Source organism: Methylobacterium indicum (assembly GCF_001043895.1).
GTDB lineage: Bacteria > Pseudomonadota > Alphaproteobacteria > Rhizobiales > Beijerinckiaceae > Methylobacterium > Methylobacterium indicum.
Genome location: NZ_JTHF01000015.1, coordinates 58814 through 78328, shown reverse-complemented (window position 1 = coordinate 78328; position 19515 = coordinate 58814). Strand labels below are relative to the sequence as shown.

13 protein-coding genes are annotated in these 19515 nt (G+C 70.7%); 9 read left to right on the top strand and 4 right to left on the bottom strand.

Annotated elements, in window-relative coordinates; translation table 11 throughout:
* Positions 1 to 486 precede the first annotated feature (486 nt).
* Positions 487 to 2394, top strand: a complete 1908-nt coding sequence (locus tag QR78_RS02360) for an NAD(P)/FAD-dependent oxidoreductase (RefSeq protein ID WP_125901104.1) — start codon at positions 487 to 489, stop codon at positions 2392 to 2394.
* Complete coding sequence (locus QR78_RS02355) at positions 2387 to 3352, top strand: ATP-grasp domain-containing protein (RefSeq protein ID WP_048425878.1); 966 nt, start codon at positions 2387 to 2389, stop codon at positions 3350 to 3352. The genes QR78_RS02360 and QR78_RS02355 overlap by 8 nt, the downstream gene beginning before the upstream one ends.
* 135 nt (positions 3353 to 3487) lie before the next feature.
* Here QR78_RS02355 and bdcA read toward each other — a convergent pair whose 3' ends face one another.
* Positions 3488 to 4231 (bottom strand): SDR family oxidoreductase, encoded by a 744-nt coding sequence (gene bdcA, locus QR78_RS02350; RefSeq protein ID WP_048425877.1) that lies wholly within the window; start codon positions 4229 to 4231, stop codon positions 3488 to 3490.
* Between the two features lie 75 nt (positions 4232 to 4306).
* On the opposite strand from bdcA, the gene QR78_RS02345 reads away from it, so the two are divergent.
* Positions 4307 to 4909 carry a TetR/AcrR family transcriptional regulator gene (locus tag QR78_RS02345; RefSeq protein ID WP_048425876.1) on the top strand — a complete coding sequence of 201 codons (603 nt, stop codon included), beginning with the start codon at positions 4307 to 4309 and terminating at the stop codon, positions 4907 to 4909.
* A 65-nt stretch (positions 4910 to 4974) separates the two neighbouring features.
* Here QR78_RS02345 and mutS read toward each other — a convergent pair whose 3' ends face one another.
* A complete protein-coding gene (gene mutS / locus QR78_RS02340; RefSeq protein ID WP_082171798.1) occupies positions 4975 to 7755 on the bottom strand; it encodes a DNA mismatch repair protein MutS in 2781 nt (926 codons plus the stop codon).
* 229 nt (positions 7756 to 7984) lie between these two features.
* On the opposite strand from mutS, the gene QR78_RS02335 reads away from it, so the two are divergent.
* Positions 7985 to 10276, top strand: coding sequence for an NADP-dependent malic enzyme (locus QR78_RS02335; RefSeq protein WP_048425874.1), 2292 nt, complete (start codon positions 7985 to 7987; stop codon positions 10274 to 10276).
* 155 nt (positions 10277 to 10431) lie between these two features.
* On the opposite strand, the gene QR78_RS02330 is transcribed toward QR78_RS02335, so the two are convergent.
* Positions 10432 to 11052 (bottom strand): metallophosphoesterase, encoded by a 621-nt coding sequence (locus QR78_RS02330; protein WP_048425873.1) that lies wholly within the window; start codon positions 11050 to 11052, stop codon positions 10432 to 10434.
* 228 nt (positions 11053 to 11280) lie between these two features.
* Positions 11281 to 11547, bottom strand: a complete 267-nt coding sequence (locus QR78_RS02325; RefSeq protein ID WP_048425872.1) for a hypothetical protein — start codon at positions 11545 to 11547, stop codon at positions 11281 to 11283.
* A 209-nt stretch (positions 11548 to 11756) separates the two neighbouring features.
* On the opposite strand from QR78_RS02325, the gene QR78_RS02320 reads away from it, so the two are divergent.
* The 5 genes from QR78_RS02320 (at position 11757) to QR78_RS02300 (ending at position 19511) form a co-directional block, all read left to right on the top strand.
* Complete coding sequence (locus QR78_RS02320) at positions 11757 to 13736, top strand: putative bifunctional diguanylate cyclase/phosphodiesterase (RefSeq protein WP_048425871.1); 1980 nt, start codon at positions 11757 to 11759, stop codon at positions 13734 to 13736.
* 154 nt (positions 13737 to 13890) lie between these two features.
* The gene (locus QR78_RS02315; protein WP_048425870.1) at positions 13891 to 15096 is read left to right on the top strand and encodes a fumarylacetoacetate hydrolase family protein; all 1206 of its coding nucleotides are present in this window, start codon (positions 13891 to 13893) and stop codon (positions 15094 to 15096) included.
* 153 nt (positions 15097 to 15249) lie between these two features.
* Positions 15250 to 17346 carry a carbohydrate porin gene (locus tag QR78_RS02310; RefSeq protein WP_048425869.1) on the top strand — a complete coding sequence of 699 codons (2097 nt, stop codon included), beginning with the start codon at positions 15250 to 15252 and terminating at the stop codon, positions 17344 to 17346.
* Between the two features lie 147 nt (positions 17347 to 17493).
* Positions 17494 to 18657 carry an acyl-CoA dehydrogenase family protein gene (locus QR78_RS02305; RefSeq protein ID WP_048425868.1) on the top strand — a complete coding sequence of 388 codons (1164 nt, stop codon included), beginning with the start codon at positions 17494 to 17496 and terminating at the stop codon, positions 18655 to 18657.
* 152 nt (positions 18658 to 18809) lie between these two features.
* On the top strand, positions 18810 to 19511 hold the full coding sequence (locus QR78_RS02300) for an alpha/beta fold hydrolase (protein WP_048425895.1): 702 nt from the start codon (positions 18810 to 18812) through the stop codon (positions 19509 to 19511).
* Positions 19512 to 19515 lie beyond the last annotated feature (4 nt).

Genomic DNA, 19515 nt, shown 5'->3' with positions numbered 1-19515 from the left:
CGGGTTGCGGGTCCTCGGCGGGTGCCCTGCCCTTCCGGCTCTGCATCATCGAGCCGGGATGGGCCCGCCCCCCCGGATCACCCCGCTACGCCGGCCGCTGTGACAGATCGGGCGTGGGCATCGCCGTGGCGCAACCTCCGGTGTCCGACCCCCTCCCGGTGAAATTACAAAATTTTAATCGACATACCTCTAGGTCATTGCATCATCTCGGCGTAAAAATTTCTGGGCGTCAAAGTCGAGATCGCCAATAAATCTACACATCGATAACATCTTCATATCCCATCGCTCAGAAACCCTGAGCGGTCAGGCAGCCTGGTCACGCGGGTCGCGCTCGGCCCCATCCCGATGACGCTCCGGGCGACGCCGCGACCGACGCGCCAAGGATCGCAGAGCCGGCGGGCGACGGCGCATAGGCGCAAAGCCGCCCGCGTCGATCGCTGCCGCACCGGCGGCGCCATGACGACGCTTTCGACGGAGGTGTAGCCGATGCCTACCTCAGTAAAAATCCGCCCCCACCGGGCACCACCTGCATCCAGGAGCAAGACATACAGCGATGTCGTCGTCGTCGGTGCCGGCATCGTCGGGCTGACCAATGCATTGCAATTCGCCAAGCGCGGTCTCGATGTCACGCTCGTCGACAACGTCGCGAGCCGGAAGGACAGCTATAAGGTCGGCGAGTCCTTCCTGGTGTTCACGAGCGCCTTCCTGCGCACCGTCGGCGAGCTGGACCGGTTCATCTCGGATGAATCCTTCATCAAGCTCGGCGTGTGGTTCACGGTCGGGGCCGAACACCGGGCGGAATTTTCCGGGACGACCGAGTGGGCGGTCAACGCCGATCCGCATCCGCCGCACTACCTTTTCGACCACGCCCCCGACAAAAAATGGTTCCGCTGCATGTTCCTCGACATGCAGATCGCGCGGCCGGACGCGGAAGCCGCAATGCGCGACGCCGTCCGCCGGCACCCCAACATCCGGTTCCTCGACGACGTTTTCGTGGAATCGATCGCTCTCTCAGAGACCGATGCCCCCCACCGCCTCACGCTCGCCGGCACCAGGGACGAGCCGCCCCTGGAGGCTGGCTGGATCATGGATTGCTCCGGGCGCAACCGCCTCCTGGCCCGACAGCTCGATCACCGCGCGGAACGCCGGGAACGGGACGACGAGTTCCAGACCTCCGCGGCCTGGGGGCAGTTCTCGCACGTCGACGACGCCAAATTCGGCGAACAGTGGAGCGCCCTTCTCGCATCGGGCCAGCGGACCCCGCGGGACCTCTACACTGTCCATCTGTGGGGCGTCGGCTACTGGATCTGGGTCATCCGTCTCTCGCAGAACCGGATCAGCGTCGGCGTGACCTTCGACCTGCGCAGGACACCGGCCGAGGGGACGCTGCGGGAGCAGTTTTGGGCCCTGATCGGCCGGCACCCGGTGCTCGACGGCATCATCGGCGAGGAGACGCTGCTCGAATTTCAAGCCTATCGCCAGGTCCAGCATTGGACGGACCGCTTCGTCAGCGCCAAGCGCTACGCGATGGCGGGCGACGCCGGCAGCATCATCGACGCCTATTACAGCCAGGGCATCGCGCTGGCGCTGGTCTCGAGCTGGCATATCGCCAACGTCATGGAGAGACAAGTCAAGACCGGCGAAGCCGATCACGACTACATCGATCGCATCAACGAGGCGACCCGGCAGGACTGGGCGATGATGCGCAACATGGTGCGCGAGAAATATACGCCCGCGATCGAGGATTCACGGTTCTTCCTGCTGTCCCACATCCTCGACATGGCGATCTTCTGGTGCATGGGGCGTACCCGGGCCAAGCTGACGCATTGGCTGGTGCGGACCGAAGGCTATTCCGATCGGCAGACCCCGGAGCTGGAACGGCTCCGGCGCAACGTTGAACGCCGCCTGTTCTACTCCCGGTCGCCCTACTGGCTCGGCCTATCGCCCGAACGGGTGCAGCGCCTCCAGCGCTACCTCCAGCGCAAGATCGCCGAACGGGCGCGCTGGCGCCAGGAACACGGCATCGTCCCGCCTCCGCTCAAGAGCGTCCTGTCGGTGACGGCTCCGCTGCCGCGGATCTGGCGGCTGCCTTTCGCCCGGAACGGGAAGGTGCTCGACATCAGCGCACGCGACCTCGTTCAGCCCGCCGCCCAGCGCGCCGACGGGACGGCGACGTGGTTCGACCACCTCCCGATCCCGATCAACACCAAGCTCGACTGGGTCATCAGGCTACGGCCGCTGGGTCTCCTGGCTTCCTTCGCATTCGGCTACGTCTACGACGCCCTGGACACGACGCGGCGCAAGATCGCGACGAGGTCGTCTCCGAAGGCTGCCGGGACATCCTCGCCCCTTACCTCCGATCTGCCGAACCGTGCAGGAGGCTCCCATGCATAAGGCGGTCTATCTCAGCCTCGGCGCGCCCCATCTCGAATATCCCGCGGTGGAGGATGCCCTTCGTGCCGAAGGCGTCGAGGCACGGATGGTCCATCTCGCCGCGTTCGACAGGCTCGATCTCGACGGGATCGACCTCGTGAACCTGCGCATGTGCCGGTGGTACCACAAGGAGCCGGACTTTCAGGAGCGGGTGGAGCGCGTTCACGAGCGGCTGCTCGCGGCACCGCACGGGCCCATTCCGCTGGCCAATCCCCTGCCCCTGGTCCTCGATGCCCTCGACAAGGGACGCTACCTGCGCAAGCTCTCCGAGGACGGCATCGAGCTCGTCCCCACCCGGTGGATCGCCAAAGGGACTTTATTCGACGTCGTCAGAACGATGGACGAGGCGGGCTGGGACGACGTCGTGGTCAAGCCGACCGTGTCGTCCGGCTCCTGGAACACCATCCGGGTGTCCCGGTCCGGCCCGGCGCTGGACGCGCACCATTTCGTTCTGGAGGAGGGCGTCTTCGCGAAACAGGCGGAGATGGCCGCCCTCGCCCTGACGCATGCGCTGATCGTGCAGCCCTTCCTACCCTCCGTGCTCGATTTCGGCGAGCTTTCGTTCGTGTTCCTCGGCGGGGAATTGAGTCACGTCGTGCGCAAGACCGTCGGCAGCCAGGGAGGCTGGTGGGCGCACGAGCGACTGGGTGGGCAGAACCATCGCTGGAACCCCAACCCCGCCGAAGAACGCTGGGCGACGGGGGTGAACGACGCGCTCGAACGGCGCTACGGCCGGCTCTGGTTTGCCCGCATCGACGGGCTCCAGGGCGTCGACGGCCGCCTGCAGCTGCTCGAATGCGAATTGGCGATCCCCCGCCTCCTCCTGCCCGAGGGAAAAGCCTTCGGACGCTACGCGACGGTCATGGCCGAGGGGATCGCGCGTCACCGGCCCGGGCGACCGCGGATTCGGGCCGCCTGACCCACCGCAACTCAGGCCACCGGTCCGGGATCCGGCGACAGGGCGAGCCGCCGAAGACCGTCACCTGGGCGTCTCCTCGCTAAGCCTGCGCGGTACCGCGCCATCGACACCACCATGTCGACGGCGCGGTGCCACTCACGCCCCGAAGCCGCCGTCGATCGTGTGCATCGCCCCGGTCACGAAGCTCGCCTCCGGCCCCGCCAGCCAGGCCACCATCCCGGCCACGTCCTCCGGGCGACCATGGCGCTTGAGGGCCATGACGGCGTGCATGACGTCCTTCATCGGCCCGTCCGCCGGGTTCATGTCGGTGTCGATCGGGCCGGGCTGGACAACGTTCACGGTGATGCCGCGCGGCCCGAAATCCCGCGCCAGCCCCCGCGCCATGCCCTGCAAGGCCGACTTGCTCATCGCGTAGGCGGACAGGCCGGGAAACGGGATCCGGTCGCCGTTGACGGAGCCGATCACGATGATCCGTCCGCCCTCCGGCATGCGCCGGGCCGCTTCCACGGCGGCGTGATAGGGGGAGGTCACGTTGATCCGGACCAGGCGGTCGACCTCGTCGGGGTCCTGCTCCAGCGGATCGCCGAACGCGCCCACGCCCGCATTCACCACCAGGACGTCCAGGGGGCCGCTCTCGCGCACCCGGGCGATCACCGCGTCCCGGTCGGCGCTGTCGGTCTTCTCGGCGACCGTGCCGGTCTCCGCCGCCAGCTTTTCCGCCGCCTCCCGCGAGCCCGCGTAGGTGAAGGTCACCCGAGCGCCCTCGGTGGCGAAGCGCCGGACGATCGCCGCCCCGATCCCCCGGCTGCCGCCGAGCACGAGAACGGACTTGTCCTGAAAATACTTGCCCTGAAAATACGTGTCGCGGGACGCGGCCATCGGGCCCTCCTTGAGGGTTAAGGTAGTGCCCATTACATAAATCGTCCGAGTTCCCGGTCAAGAATTTTTGTATCGATGCCTACAAAATCACCGCGCCCCCGCGGCCGTCCGCGCCGCTTCGATCCCGACCAGGCGCTCGTGGTGGCGCAGCGGCTGTTCCATGCCCGCGGCTACGACGCGGTCAGCGTCGCCGATCTCACCGAGGCGCTCGGCATCAACCCGCCCAGCTTCTATGCCGCCTTCGGCAGCAAGGCCGGCCTCTATGCCCGCACCCTCGGCCATTACTCGAAGACCGAGGGGATCCCGCTGACGGAGATCCTGCGCCCGGGCCGCCCGGTGGCCGAGGCTTTGGCCGCCTTGCTGGAAGAGGCCGCGCGCCGCTACGGCGCGGATCCCGGCGCCGCCGGGTGCCTGGCGATCGAGGGCACGCGCTGCCTCGATCCGGCGGCCCGGGAAGCCGCCCGCGCGCTCACCGGCGCGGGCGGCGAGACAATCCGGCGCTTCGTCGCGGCCACCCACCCGGACTCGGCCGGAGGCCTGTCCGACTACGTCGTGACGATGATGGTCGGCCTCTCGGCCATGGCCCGGGAGGGCCACGGCCCGGATCGCCTCCTCGCCACCGCCCGCTTCGCCGGCCGGGCCCTGGCGCAGGCGGTGGCCGCCGACGCGCCGCGGTGAGCGGGGCGTCACAGGCACGAAGCCGTCATGCGGCTCTCGGGCGAGGCAGCGAGGCGCGAGGGACCCTACCCCTCCGCCCGCGCCGCCTTGAGCCGGTAGAGCGCGTCCAGCGCCTCGCGCGGGCTCAAGGCGTCCGGGTCGATCCCGTCGAGGAGGCGACCGACCGGGTCGGGCCTCTCCACCGGCGGCGGGGCCGGGGGCGGCGCGGCCGGCATGGCGGCAAAGAGCGGCAGCTCGGCAGGGGCCTTGCGCCGGCCGGGCCCGCCCTCCCCCCGCTCCAGCTCGGCGAGGAGCGCCTTGGCCCGGGCGATCACGGGCGCGGGCAGGCCGGCCAGCCGGGCGACCTGGAGGCCGTAGGAGCGGTCGGCGGCACCAGGAACGACTTCGTGCAGAAACACCACGTCGCCCTTCCACTCGGTCACCTTGAGGGTGGCGTTGGAGAGGCGGTCGAGGCGCTGGGCCAGGGCCGTCAGTTCGTGGAAATGGGTGGCGAACAGGGCCCGGCAGCCGTTCGTGCCGTGCAGGTGCTCCAGGCAGGCCCAGGCGATCGACAGGCCGTCGAAGGTCGCGGTCCCGCGTCCGATCTCGTCGAGGACGACGAGGGAGCGCTTCGTCGCCTGGTTGAGGATCGCCGCGGTCTCGACCATCTCGACCATGAAGGTCGAATGGCCCCGCGCCAGATCGTCGGCGGCGCCGACGCGGGAAAAAAGCCGGTCGACGAGGCCGAGATGGGCGAAGGCCGCCGGCACGTAGGCGCCCATCTGGGCCAGCACCGCGATGAGCGCGTTCTGGCGCAGGAAGGTCGACTTGCCGCCCATGTTCGGGCCGGTGACGAGGAGGATCTGGCCCGCCTCGCGCCCCGAGAGGTCGCAGGCATTGGCGATGAAGGCCTCGCCCGCCTTGGTCAGGGCCGCCTCGACCACCGGGTGGCGCCCGCCCTCGATCCGGAAGGCGAGGCCGTCGTCGACGGTGGGCCGGGTCCAGTTCAGCTCGACGGCGAGTTCCGCGTGCGAGGCCGCGACGTCCAAAGCCGCGAGCGCACTCGCCGCCGCGACGATCGAATCGGATTCGGCCATCACGGCCTTCGACAGGCTCTCGAAGATCTCGAGTTCGAGGGCGAGCCCCCGGCCGGCGGCGTTGGCGATCTTGGTTTCCAGCTCGCCCAGCTCGACGCTGGTGAAGCGCATCGCGTCCACCATGGTCTGGCGGTGGACGAAGGTGGCGCGCCAGGGATCCTTCAGCAGGGTCTCGCCGAAGGCCTGCGGCACCTCGATGAAGTAGCCGAGCAGGTTGTTGTGCTTGATCCGCAGCGTCCGGCAGCCGGTCTCGGCGGCGTAGCGGGCCTGCAAGCCGGCCACGACCTGGCGCGAATCGCGCTGGAGGGTGCGGGTTTCGTCCAGTTCGGCGCGGTAGCCCTCGCGCACGAAGCCGCCGTCGCGGCGCTGGAGCGGCAGGTCGTCGGCGAGGGCGGCGGCGAGCTCGTCGGCGAGCGCCTCGTCGAGCCCGGCGAGCAGGCGTGCCGCCTTGCCGATCTCGCCCGGCAGCGCGCCCGCGCCGGCGAGCGCCGTCGCGATGCCGCGGGCGGCCATGAGCCCGTCGCGCAGGGCCGCGAGGTCGCGGGGCCCGGCCCGGCCGAGGCCGATGCGGGTGAGGGCGCGAGCCATGTCGGGGGCCCGCGCCAGTTCCGCCCGCAACTCCGCCCGCAGCGGTCCTTCGGAGACCAGGAACTCCACCGCGTCGTGGCGGCGGCGGATCAGGGCGAGGTCGGTCGAGGGGCCGGCCAGCCGCTCGGCGAGAAGCCGCGCGCCCGCGCCCCCGACCGTGCGGTCGATGGCGGCGAGCAGGCTGCCGGCCCGCTCGCCCGAGAGGGTGCGGGTCAGCTCCAGGTTCTGGCGCGTCGCCGCGTCGATCATCAGGCTCGCCCCCGCCGCCTGGCGGGTGGGCGGGCTCAAGGTCACCTTGGCGCCGAGCTGGGTGCGGGCGATGTAATGCAGGACGGCACCCGCCGCCGCGACCTCGACCCGGCTGAAGGCACCGAACCCGTCGAGGGTCTGGACGCCGAACTGCTCCTTGATCGACCGCTCGGCCGAGGCCGGATCGACGTCGCCGCGCCCGACCGGGGTGACGGCGGCTCGTGTGTCGCGCCACAGCCGCGCGAGGTCGGGATCCTGGTGGATCGCGTCGCCCATCACGATCTCGCGCGGGTCGAGCCGGGCGATCTCGGCGGCGAGCCCCGGCCCCTCGACCTCGCCGAGCGAGAAGCGACCGGTCGAGATGTCGACGGCCGCCAAGCCGTAGGTCCAGCCCGCCTCCGAGGCGCGCCGGCGGGACAGCGCCAGCAGCACGTTGGCCCGACCGGGATCGAGCAGGCGGTCTTCCGTGATGGTGCCGGGCGTGACGAGGCGCACGACCTCCCGCCGGACCACCGACTTCGAGCCGCGCTTCTTGGCTTCCGCCGGATCCTCGGTCTGCTCGCAGACCGCGACCCGGTGACCCAGCCCGATCAGGCGCTGGAGATAGTCGTCGGAGCGCTCCACCGGCACGCCGCACATCGGGATGTCGGCGCCGCCGTGCTTGCCGCGGCGGGTGAGCACGATGCCGAGAGCCCGCGAGGCGATCTCGGCATCCGCGAAGAACAGCTCGTAGAAATCCCCCATGCGGTAGAACAGCAGGGAATCGGGGTTGGCCGCCTTGATCTCGATGTACTGCGCCATCATCGGCGAGACCTTGGCCTCGTCGTCGGGCGCAGCCGAGCGCCGGCCGCGGGCGGGGGCCGGGGGCGCCGCGTCGGTCGGCTCGTAAGCCTCGTCGCGCAGCAGGCGGCCGGTGTCGCTGTCCATCGTCATGAGATCAGGGGGCTGTCGTCGGGTCCGCGGCGAAGTGGTTGGCCAGACTAACAGAGGCCCGCGGCCACGCTCCAGACCGGCAGAGCGGGGATGATGGGGATCGTCATCCCCCGCGGAAATCCCGCGGCGGCGCGCTTTGCCGTCCCGGCGCCGCTTGAGCCGGCCGGATCATGGCCCTAAGGGACGGGTCCCCCAGAGGTTGATTCTGGTCGCACGAGAAGAGCTTGGCATGAGCGAGTCCCGCCCCGTCACCCGCGGCAAGCGCCCGACCTTCACCGACCAGGAGGCGTTGCAGTTCCACCAGCAGGGCCGGCCCGGCAAGCTGGAGGTGGTGGCGACGAAGCCGATGGCGACGCAGCGCGACTTGTCGCTCGCCTATTCGCCCGGCGTCGCCGTGCCGGTGCTCGCCATCGCGGACGATCCGGCGCTCGCCTACGACTACACCGCCAAGGGCAACCTCGTGGCGGTGATCTCGAACGGCACCGCGATCCTGGGCCTCGGCAACCGCGGCGCGCTCGCCTCGAAGCCCGTGATGGAGGGCAAGGCGGTCCTGTTCAAGCGCTTCGCCGACATCGATTCCTTCGACCTCGAGGTCGGGACCGAGGATGCCGAGGCGTTCATCAACTGCGTGCGCTACCTCGGGCCGACCTTCGGCGGCATCAACCTGGAGGACATCAAGGCCCCCGAGTGCTTCATCATCGAGGAGCGCCTGCGGGAATTGATGGACATCCCGGTCTTCCACGACGACCAGCACGGCACCGCGATCATCTCGGCGGCGGGCATCGTCAACGCCCTGCACCTGACCGGCCGGGACATCTCCGAGGCCAAGCTCGTCGTCAACGGCGCGGGCGCGGCGGGCATCGCCTGCATCGAGCTCGTCAAGGCGCTCGGCTTCCGCTCCGAGAACGTGATCCTGTGCGACACCAAGGGCGTGGTGTTCCAGGGCCGCACCGAAGGCATGAACCAGTGGAAGTCGGCGCATGCCGTCGCCACCGACAAGCGGACGCTGGTGGAGGCGATGGAGGGCGCCGACATCGTGTTCGGCCTCTCGGTGAAGGGGGCCTTCACCCCTGAGATGATCGCCTCGATGGCGCCGCAGCCGATCATCTTCGCGATGGCGAACCCCAACCCCGAGATCACCCCCGAGGAGGTGGCGCAGGTCCGCGACGACGCCATCGTGGCGACCGGGCGCTCGGACTACCCGAACCAGGTCAACAACGTCTTGGGCTTCCCCTACATCTTCCGGGGAGCGCTGGACGTGCACGCGACCACGATCAACATGGAGATGAAGATCGCGGCCGCGCAGGCTCTCGCCGCGCTCGCCCGCGAGGACGTGCCGGACGAGGTGGCGGCGGCCTACCAGGGCACCCGTCCGCGCTTCGGGCGCGAATACATCATCCCGGTGCCGTTCGATCCGCGCCTGATCCACACCATCCCGACGGCGGTGGCCAAGGCCGCGATGGAAACCGGCGTCGCCCGCAAGCCGATCGACAACATGGACCGCTACCGGGCCCAGCTCTCGGCCCGCCGCGACCCCGTCGCCGGCACGCTGAACCGGGTGTTCGAGCGGGTGCGCAAGTACCCCAAGCGCGTCGTCTTCGCCGAGGGCGAGGAGGAGGTGGTGATCCGCGCCGCGATCTCGTTCGTCAACCAGGGCCTCGGCACCGCGATCCTGGTCGGGCGCGAGGACCGGGTGATGGCCAATGCCGAGGCCGCCGGCATCGATCTGTCGGGCCGCGACAACATCGAGATCCACAACGCCGCCAAGTCCGACCGCAACGGCGTCTACGCGCAGTTCCTCTACGCCCGGATGCAGCGCCAGGGCCTGCTGTTCCGCGACTGCCAGCGCCTGATCAACCAGGACCGCAACCACTTCGCGGCCTCGATGGTGGCGCTCGGCGATGCCGACGCGATGGTGACCGGGACCACCCGCAACTACTCGATCGCGCTCGAGGACGTGCGCCGGGTCATCGACCACAAGCCCGGCCACCGGGTGATCGGCGTCTCGCTCTGCCTCGCCCGCGGCCGGGTGGTGCTGGTGGCCGATACCGCGATCCACGAGATGCCGAGCGCCGAGGAACTCGCCGGCATCGCCATCGAGGCGGCGGGCGTGGCGCGGCGCCTCGGCTACGAGCCGCGGGTGGCGATGCTGTCCTTCTCGAGCTTCGGCCATCCCCAGGCCGAGCGCGCCGAGAAGGTGCAGGAGGCGGTGCGGATCCTCGACGGGATGCGGGTCGACTTCGAGTATGACGGCGAGATGGCGGCCGACGTCGCGCTGAACAAGGACCTGCTCGCCCAGTATCCGTTCAGCCGCCTCAAGCAGCCGGCCAACGTCCTGGTGATGCCGGCCTTCCACTCGGCCTCGATCTCCACCAAGATGCTGCAGGAACTCGGCGGCGCCCAGGTGCTCGGCCCGCTGATCGTCGGCCTCGACAAGGCGGTGCAGATCGTCCCGCTCGGGGCGACCGATTCCGACCTCGTCAACATGGCGGCGCTGGCCGCCTACAACATCGGCGGCTGAGGAAAGCCTGGGAGCCGTTCGGCTCCCTTCCATCCCCTCCTCGACCTCATCCTGAGGTGTCGGTCCATCATCGATGGACCGACCTCGAAGGAGGGCTCCAGGGATCGCAGCGACGTCTGGAGCCCTCCTTCGAGGCTGCTGCAAGCAGCCGCACCTCAGGATGAGGTCGCGGGTGGAATCACGGCTTCCGTCGCTCCGTCGCGATCCCTGGACGCAGCCTCCTCCCGGGCCCTGTCCCGGGCCAGCTCCTCCGGCACCAAGGTCGCCGCGTCCTGACGCGCCGCCAGCGCCGCGAGGCGCACCGGGCGGTAATCCCAGGCATCGACGCCGACGTCGCAGGAGCGGGTGGTGTCGGCCAGGGTGCCGTGGGTGTGGCCGTAGAGGTGGCGGGTGCCGCGCCACAGGCCGGGCCAGGCCCGGTGGGCGTAATGCGCCAGGAACAGCCGCCACTCCCGGCCCTCCTCCCGCAGGGTCACGCGGGCGCTCTCGACCGGCGGATCGGCCCAGGGCAGGTCGAGGACGCGGTTGCTGTCGTGGTTGCCGCGCACCAGGCGCTTGACGCCGTTCAGGCGCGCGAAGACCGCCACGCAATGCGCCCGCTCGGCATGGGCCGCGAAATCGCCGACGTGCCAGACCTCGTCGTCGGGTCCTACCGCCGCGTTCCAGTTCGCCACCAGCGTCGCGTCGTGCTCCTCGATGGACGCGAACACCCGGCCGCGCTGGCGCAGGATGTGGGTATCGCCGAAATGCGTGTCGGCGGTGAAGAAGACGGCCATGAGCACCCGCGGGGCGTGACGGAGGCCGTGTCAGATGGGGCGGACGGCTTCGTCGGCACGGGACCGATCGCCGCGTCGAGGTCGAGCGGCACCGACACGGCGCCGCCTCTCATAAAGCAGACTTGCGTTGGCAGGCCAACGCTTCGCCCGCTCAGGTTCTTGTCGTGTCGCAGATTCTTGCCGCCGAACCGGCATCCACTTCGGCGAAATCTGCTTGGGTCTCGGCCCTCAGTAGCCGTAGGTCCGGCGCGGAGCGTAGCCGTCGCGGGGTCCGACGCGGGCGCCGTAATCGACCTCGCGCTGCCGGTCGCGTCGCTTGGCGAGGGCCCGGCCCGCGAGGCATCCGGCGACCGCTCCGACCACGCCGCGCTCGGCCAAGTAATGGCCCGCCACGCCGCCAATGATCGCGCCCTTGATGCAGCCCTTGGCCTCGGCCGCGCCGACACCCATCAGCGTCACGACCGCCACCACGGCCGCCTTCGCCACGTTCCGCATGTTGCCTCCTCCGCTCTGCGATGCGAATTCAACGGCCAGGCTCGGCCGACGTTCCGTCGCGTCGGGCGGCCGGATCGGACGAACTTCGCGATACGCGAGGGTTGACGCATCCCCCGGTCAACGATTCTTTACCGGCAGCCGGTAAGGGAAGACGACTGACGCGCCGAGGGGACATGTCAGCACGAGGCAGCCAGGAAGCGGGCTCCGACATGTTGCCGACGAGCGACGACCCGGATCTGCGCGCATCGATCCGACGCGACCAGCTCGAATCGGTCCGGCGCAGCATCCAGCCCGCGATGCTGATCAACGCGCTCCTCGGCGTCGCCAGCGCCCTGGTCGCGTTCCAGGCCGGGAGCGGACGCGCCGGTCTTGCCTGGTTCGCGGTCTCCTCGGCCGTGAACCTCCTGCGCGTCGGTCTGTGCCGGGCATCCTGCCCCGGCCTCGCGGCCGGCGAGGCGATGACGCTGGGACAAGCCCTGGAGGGCGCGCGCTCGGTCGACCGGCACCTGCGGCTCGCCACCCTGGCGGCGCTCCTGTCGGGCATCGTCTGGTCCCTGGTGCCGCTCCTGTGCGACGGCTACACCTCGCCCGAGACCCTGTTCTACCTGATCGTGACCTGCGGCATCACCGCCGGCGCCGTGACCCACGGCATGGCCTTCGCGGCGATCCCCGCGAGCTTCATCACGCCGCCGCTCCTGACGGCGGCGGGCTGCCTCGCCTGGGCCGGCGGCTTCGACCGGGTCTGCCTCGCCCTGACGGTGCTGCTCTACCTCGCGGCCCTGCTGCGCAGCGCCGTCGAGACCGAGCGGAACTTCCGCCGCACCAGCCGGCTCAAGAACGAGGCCACGGCCCTGGCGCGCTCGCGCCAGGAGGCCCACGCGGCGGCCTCCGCGCTCGCCGAGGAGATGCGCCGGCGCGCCACCCACGACGTGCTCACCGGCCTCAACAACCGCGCCGGCTTCGCCCTGGCGGCGGAGGAGCGGATCCAGCGCCCCGGCCCGGCGCCGTGCCTGATGCTCCTCGACCTCGACGGCTTCAAGTCGGTCAACGACGTCTACGGCCACACCACCGGCGACCGGGTGCTGATCGAGGTCGCCCGGCGCCTGCGCCGGAGCCTGCCGCCGGAGGCCCTGGCGGCCCGCTTCGGCGGCGACGAGTTCGCGGTCCTGTACGACCCGGGCACGGCCCTGCCGCCCGCCGACCTGGCGGCGGCGCTGATCCGGACGGTGGTCGAGCCGATCGAGGGCCTGGATGCCGGGCGGCTCGGAATCAGCGCCGGCTTGTGCCACGCCCACGGCCCGGACCTGACGCAGATGCTGAGCTGCGCCGACACGGCGCTCCATGCCGCCAAGGCCGCCGGGCACAACCGCTTCCGGATCTTCGACGAGAGTCTGCGCGGGCGCCTGGAGATGCGGCGCGACAGCGAGCGCGACCTGTCGCACGCCCTCGCCGAGGGCGGGATCGTGGTCTGGTTCCAGCCGATCTTCGGCGAGGGCGGCCGCGCGGTCGCCGGCCTCGAGGCCCTGGTGCGCTGGCACCATCCGGTCCACGGCTGGATCCCGCCCGGCGAGATCGTCTCCGCCGCGGCCCGGGCCGGCCTGACCGAATCGCTCCTGCGCGTCATCCTGGAGCAGGTCTGCGCCGCCCTGCAGGCCCTGCGGGCCGGGGGCGCCCATCACGTCCGGGTGGCGATGAACGTCTCCCCCCGGGAGATGGTGCAGATCCCGGTCGACGAGATCGTGCTCGAGCGCCTGCGGGCGCTCGGCCTGCCGCCGTCGATGCTCGAGATCGAGATCACCGAGGAGACCGCCCTCGACATCGAGGCGGTGCAGGGCAAGCTCCTCGCCCTGTCGCGGGCCGGGATCGGCGTCGCGCTCGACGATTTCGGCATCGGCTACTCGTCGCTGGCCTCTCTGCGCCAGCTGCGGGCCGGACGGGTGAAGATCGACCGCAGCCTCGTCACCGGGCTCGCGGAATCCGACGACAAGCGCGGGCTCGTCCAGGCGGTGCTCGGTCTCGGCCGCGCCCTCGATCTCGAAGTGGTGGCCGAGGGCGTCGAGACCGCGGAGGATCTCGCGGTGCTGCGCAGCCTCGGCTGCCCGTTCGTCCAGGGCTACCATCTGGGCCGCCCCGTCCCGGCCGAGCAGGCGCTCCACCAGGCCCTGGCCTGCCGGCCCGACGCCGCCTGACCCGGCCCCGGCCCGCCCCGCGGCGAATTCAGGCCGGCGCCGACGCGCAGGCGATCCGGCGTCTCGGCGCTTTCCCGCCGCGGTCGATCGGCTTAGGTCTCTCCCGGTGCTGCGCCCCCGCCGAACGGGAGCCGGCCGGGAGGAGATCCAAGTCATGCAGCCGATCCTCGATGCCTTCGACGCCCGCGCCATCCTGCCGGAGGATGGCTGCGCCGGCGCCCTCGCCGGCCGCGTCTGGCGGCCGGAGCTGAACGGCCCGAGCACCGTCGCGGTGCGGCCGGGCGCCGACGGGACGCCGGAGCTCGTCGACATCACCCGCGCCTTCCCGACGATCCGCGACCTGTGCGAGGCCGCCGACCCCGCCGGCGCCCTGCGGGCGGCCGCGGGCGAGACGGTCGGGACCCTCGACGCGGTGCTCGCCAACACGCCGCCGGACACCCGCGACCCGTCGCGGCCCTGGCTCCTGGCGCCGATCGACCTCCAGGCGGTCAAGGCCGCCGGCGTGACCTTCGCGGTCTCGATGCTGGAGCGGGTGATCGAGGAGCGGGCCCGCGGCAACCCGGATGCCGCGGCGGCGATCCGTCTCGAGGTCGGCCGCCTCGTCGGCGACGACCTGCGGCGCCTGAAGCCCGGTTCGCCCGAGGCCATGGCCCTGAAGGCGGTGCTGGTGGCGCAGGGAGCGTGGAGCCAGTACCTCGAGGTCGGCATCGGCCCCGATGCCGAGATCTTCACCAAGGCCCAGCCGCTCTCGGCGGTCGGCTGCGGCCAGGAGGCCGGCCTGCATCCGGGCTCGCAGTGGAACAATCCGGAGCCCGAGATCGCCCTGGTGGTCGCCTCCGACCAGCGCATCGTCGGGGCAACGCTCGGCAACGACGTCAACCTGCGCGACTTCGAGGGCCGCTCGGCCCTGCTGCTCGGCAAGGCCAAGGACAACGCCGCCTCCTGCGCGCTGGGGCCGTTCGTCCGCCTGTTCGATGCCGGCTTCTCGCTCGACCACGTCCGGCGCACGGTGGTGAGCCTGGAGGTGATGGGCGCGGACGGGTTCGAGCTCGCCGGCACGTCGCCGCTCTCCGAGATCAGCCGCGACCCGGCCGACCTCGTCGAGGCGATGATGGGCGGAACCCACCAGTATCCGGACGGCGCGGTGCTCTTCCTCGGCACGATGTTCGCCCCCGTCGAGGACCGCGGCGCGCCGGGCCAGGGCTTCACCCACCAGGTCGGCGACCGGGTGGTGATCCGCAGCCCCGGGCTCGGGGCGCTGGTCAACCGCATGCGCCATTGCCAGGATTGCGAGCCCTGGACCTTCGGGGCGGCGGCGCTGATGCGCAACCTCGCGGGCCGCGGCCTCCTCGGGGCGTGAGGCGGCCCAAGGGCGTAGGACAGCGGGCTTAAGACGCCGCACCGTGACAATACCGTCACGGAAACCGTAGAGGCCTCTTCCGGGCAAGCGTGGCCGGTTGCCAGGAATATAGCATTGGCTATACCTGGCGCCGGAACGGCAGGGGAAGCGGCGATGCAGCGCGTGGGCGGAGCGGGAATCGGGGTGGCGCTCGGCCTCTGGGCCGGCCTGGCGAATGCCGCCGACCTGCGCCCTCCCGCCCCCGCGGCCGCGGAGGGGCCCAGCTTCACCGACTGGTCGGGCCCCTATCTCGGCATCGAGGGCAGCGCCGGCGCCTCGTTCGGCAATTACCGCTTCGGGCCGAGCACGGTCGGCGGCCGGCCGATCCCGGCCTTCCAGAGCGGCGACTCGACGCGGCGCTCGGATACCGGCCGCACCGCCACCACGGCGGTCGGCGGCCTGTTCGGCGGCTACAACTGGCAGACGGGTCCCTACCTGTACGGGATCGAGGCCGACCTCTACGGCGCCAACCTCAAGCGCCCGGTGCCCTCGACGGCGACCGGCTTCGGCTACGAGGACGTCGATCCGCCCTTCAGCGTGATCCGGGGCAAGACCGACCTCTATGGGGCCGTGCGCGCCCGCCTCGGCTACTCGTTCGAGAATTATCTCGTCTACGCCACGTTCGGGCTCGCGGGCGCCGATGCGCGGGTGCTCGCGACCTACCCGGACCTCGCCACCGGGGCGGTGGCGACGGCGCGCAAGGACCTGTCCTTCCTCGGCTTCACCCTCGGGGCCGGCGTGCAATACGCCATCACCCCGAACCTCGCGCTCGGCCTCGACTACCGCTACGTCGACCTCGGACGCTCGAACCGCTTCGATCTCGGCACCGTACCGGGGCTCGGGCCCGTCACCACCCAGGCCGCCTTCTCGTCGCACCAGATGATGGCGCGCCTGTCCTGGTACCCCTACGGCCTCAGGCTGCCGGCGGAGGTGGCCGAGGACGCGCCGGCGAGCCGCGACACCGGCCGCTACTCCTTCCACGGCCAGACCACCTTCGTGATGCAAGGGGTACCGGGCTTCCGCGCCCCCTATCGCGGCGACAACAGCCTGGTGCCGAACCAGGTCCAGTCGACCACCACCGCGACCCTTTTTCTCGGCGTGAAGCTGACCGACAGCACCGAGCTCTACTACAACCCGGAATTCTCGCAGGGCTTCGGCCTGTCGCGGACGCTCGGCGTCGCCGGCTTCGTCAACGGCGAGGCCCAGAAGGCCGGCGCGCCGTTCCCCAAGCTGCGCTCGAACCGCTACTTCATCCGCCAGACCTTCGGGCTGGGCGGTGCTACCGAGGACGTGCCCGACGGCGTCAACCAGGTGGCGATGACCCGCGACGTCGAGCGGATCTCGGTCGTGGCCGGCAAGTTCGCCCTCGGCGACTTCTTCGACGGCAACGTCTACGCCCACGACCCCCGGGTCGACTTCATGAATTGGTCGATCTGGGGCTCCTCGGCCTGGGACTTCCCGGCGAACCTCCCCGGCTTCACGCAAGGCGTGATGGTCGAGTACAACCGGCCGGAATTCGCGATCCGCGCCGCCTACACCCAGGTGCCCAAGCAGCCCTCGAACGACGTCCTCGACCCGCGGGTCTTCGAGCGCGCCGGCACCAACATCGAGTTCGAGGAGCGCCACGTCCTGCCCGGCCTCGACCAGCCCGGCAAGCTGCGCATCGGCCTGTTCAGCAATGTCGGCAACACCGCCAACTACCGCCAGGTCGTCGACCTGACGCAAGCCGGCATCTACGACGACATCAACGACGCGGCCGCCGCGACCCGCCGGCCCCGGCGCAAGACCGGCGCCTACATCAACCTGGAGCAGGCGCTCACCCCGGATCTCGGCCTGTTCGCCCGGGCGAGCCTGTCCGACGGGCGCAACGAGAGCCTGTCCTTCACCGACGTCGACCGGTCGGTCTCGGGCGGCTTGTCCCTGAAAGGCACCGCCTGGGAGCGGCCGAGCGACACGGTCGGCATCGGCGGGGCGATCAACGGCCTGTCGCCGTCGCACCGGGCCTTCTTCGCCAATGGAGGCCTGGGCCTGCTGATCGGCGACGGACGCCTGACCTACGGCACCGAGCGGGCGTTCGAGACCTACTACGCGCTGAGCCTGACCAAGGCCGTGACGGTATCGTTCAACTACCAGTTGGTGGTGAACCCCGCCTATAACCGCGACCGCGGCCCGGCGAACTTCTTCGGCACCCGCCTTCACGCCGACTTCTGACGCCGCCGCGCGCCGTGACGTGCGCCGGCCGCGATGGCAGGCGCGCCTCGACGGTATGACACGGCCGGCCGCGGACGGTGTAAGCCTGTTCCGAACGACCGGCGCCCCGGACCCCACCCGACGGCCCGGCAGGCAGGAGACGCCCGAATGACCGAGACCGACGCGCTGCGCCATCCGGAGATCCGCGAGGAGGTCGCCAAGCTCTGCGCGCGCTTCCCCGACGAATACTGGCGCCGGCTCGACACCGAGCGCGCCTACCCGACGGACTTCGTGAACGCGCTCACCGAATCCGGCTACCTCTCGGTGCTGATCCCGGAGGAGTACGGCGGCTCGGGCCTGCCGCTCTCGGCCGCCGCCGCGATCCTCGAGGAGGTGCAGCGCTCCGGCTGCAACGGCGCCGCCTGCCACGCCCAGATGTACACGATGGGCACGGTGCTGCGGCACGGCACGCAGGCCCAGAAGGAGCGCTACCTGCCGGAGATCGCCGCCGGGCGCCTGCGGCTCCAGGCCTTCGGCGTCACCGAGCCGACGAGCGGCACCGACACCACGGCGCTCCGCACCACCGCCCGGCGCGAGGGCGACAAGTTCATTGTCAACGGGCAGAAGATCTGGACCAGCCGGGCCGAGCATTCCGACCTAATGCTGCTGCTCGCCCGCACCACGCCCCGCGACCAGGTGGCGAAGAAGACCGACGGCCTCTCGACCTTCATCGTCGACATGCGCAGCGTGCTCGGCCGCGGCCTGACCATCCGGCCGATCCGCACGATGATGAACCACAATTCCTGCGAGGTCTTCTTCGACAACATGGAGGTGCCGGCCGAGAACCTGGTCGGCGAGGAGGGCAAGGGCTTTCGCTACATCCTCTCGGGCATGAACGCCGAGCGGCTGCTCATCGCCGCCGAGTGCGTCGGCGACGCCAAGTGGTTCATCGCCAAGGCCTCGGCTTACGCCCGCGAGCGCCAGGTCTTCGGCCGGCCGATCGGTCAGAACCAGGGCATCCAGTTCCCGATCGCCAAGGCCTACGCCAACATGCGGGCCGCCGAATTGATGGTGCGGGAGGGCTTGGCGCTCTACGAGGCCGGGGCCAATCCGGGGGCCGAGGCCAACATGGCCAAGATGCTCGCCGCCGACGCCTCGTTCGAGGCGGCCAATGCCTGCATCCAGACCTTCGGGGGCTTCGGCTTCGCGGAAGAGTACGACGTCGAGCGCAAGTTCCGCGAGACCCGGCTCTACCAGGTGGCGCCGATCTCGACGAACCTGATCCTGTCCTACATCGCCGAGCACGTGCTCGGGATGCCGCGTTCATACTGATGTGAATTCCGGACGATGACGTCCGGAATTCGTGTCACAAGCCGGCGCGGCGCCCGAGCGACGCCGATATCTGCGTCGTGAAGCGACCGGCCGGACATCGTATGACGGCGAACGCCGCCCTCGGGGTCCCGGGGGCGGGCACGGAATCCCCCATGACCTTTCCCTCCGGCCCGCTTCTGTTCCTGCCCGGGCTCCTCAACGACGCCGTGCTGTGGCGCCGCCCGATCGCCGCGCTGGCCGACCGGACGGCCGCCGTGGTGGCCGACCTGACCCTCGACGACAGCATCGCCGCGATGGCCCGCCGGGCGCTCGCGGCGGCGCCGCCGCGCTTCGGGCTCGTCGCCCTGTCGATGGGCGGCTACGTCGCCTTCGAGATCTTGCGCCAGGCGCCCGAGCGGGTGACGCGGCTGGCCCTGTTCGACACCGGCGCCGCGCCGGAGGATGCGGCCCACGCGGCGCTGCGGCGCCAGGGCATGGAGCAGATCAAGGTCGGCCGCTTCGCCGGCGTGACCACGCGCCTCTTGCCGAAGCTCGTCCACGCCTCGCACGTCGCCGGCCCGGTCGGCGAGGCCGTGAAGGCGATGGCCGAGCGGGTCGGCGGCGAGGCCTTCCTGCGCCAGCAGCGGGCAATCCTCGACCGGCCCGACAGCCGGCCGATCCTCGCCACGATCCGGGTGCCGACCCTGGTGGCGGTGGGCGCGGACGACGTGCTGACGCCCCCCGTCCTGTCGCAGGAGATCCATGCCGGCATCGCCGGCTCGCGCCTGCATGTCCTCGCCGATTGCGGCCACCTCCCGCCGCTGGAGCGGCCCGAGGGAACCGCCGCGCTGCTGCGCGAGTGGCTGGAAGCCTGACGCG

Coding starts and splice junctions, on each gene's coding strand:
- QR78_RS02305 (WP_048425868.1), top strand. CDS start 17,494: ATGACCGAGACCGACGCGCTGCGCCATCCGGAGATCCGCGAGGAGGTC.
- mutS (WP_082171798.1), bottom strand. CDS start 7,755: ATGACGATGGACAGCGACACCGGCCGCCTGCTGCGCGACGAGGCTTAC.
- QR78_RS02335 (WP_048425874.1), top strand. CDS start 7,985: ATGAGCGAGTCCCGCCCCGTCACCCGCGGCAAGCGCCCGACCTTCACC.
- QR78_RS02325 (WP_048425872.1), bottom strand. CDS start 11,547: ATGCGGAACGTGGCGAAGGCGGCCGTGGTGGCGGTCGTGACGCTGATG.
- QR78_RS02330 (WP_048425873.1), bottom strand. CDS start 11,052: ATGGCCGTCTTCTTCACCGCCGACACGCATTTCGGCGATACCCACATC.
- QR78_RS02310 (WP_048425869.1), top strand. CDS start 15,250: ATGCAGCGCGTGGGCGGAGCGGGAATCGGGGTGGCGCTCGGCCTCTGG.
- QR78_RS02320 (WP_048425871.1), top strand. CDS start 11,757: ATGTTGCCGACGAGCGACGACCCGGATCTGCGCGCATCGATCCGACGC.
- QR78_RS02360 (WP_125901104.1), top strand. CDS start 487: ATGCCTACCTCAGTAAAAATCCGCCCCCACCGGGCACCACCTGCATCC.
- QR78_RS02315 (WP_048425870.1), top strand. CDS start 13,891: ATGCAGCCGATCCTCGATGCCTTCGACGCCCGCGCCATCCTGCCGGAG.
- QR78_RS02300 (WP_048425895.1), top strand. CDS start 18,810: ATGACCTTTCCCTCCGGCCCGCTTCTGTTCCTGCCCGGGCTCCTCAAC.
- QR78_RS02345 (WP_048425876.1), top strand. CDS start 4,307: ATGCCTACAAAATCACCGCGCCCCCGCGGCCGTCCGCGCCGCTTCGAT.
- QR78_RS02355 (WP_048425878.1), top strand. CDS start 2,387: ATGCATAAGGCGGTCTATCTCAGCCTCGGCGCGCCCCATCTCGAATAT.
- bdcA (WP_048425877.1), bottom strand. CDS start 4,231: ATGGCCGCGTCCCGCGACACGTATTTTCAGGGCAAGTATTTTCAGGAC.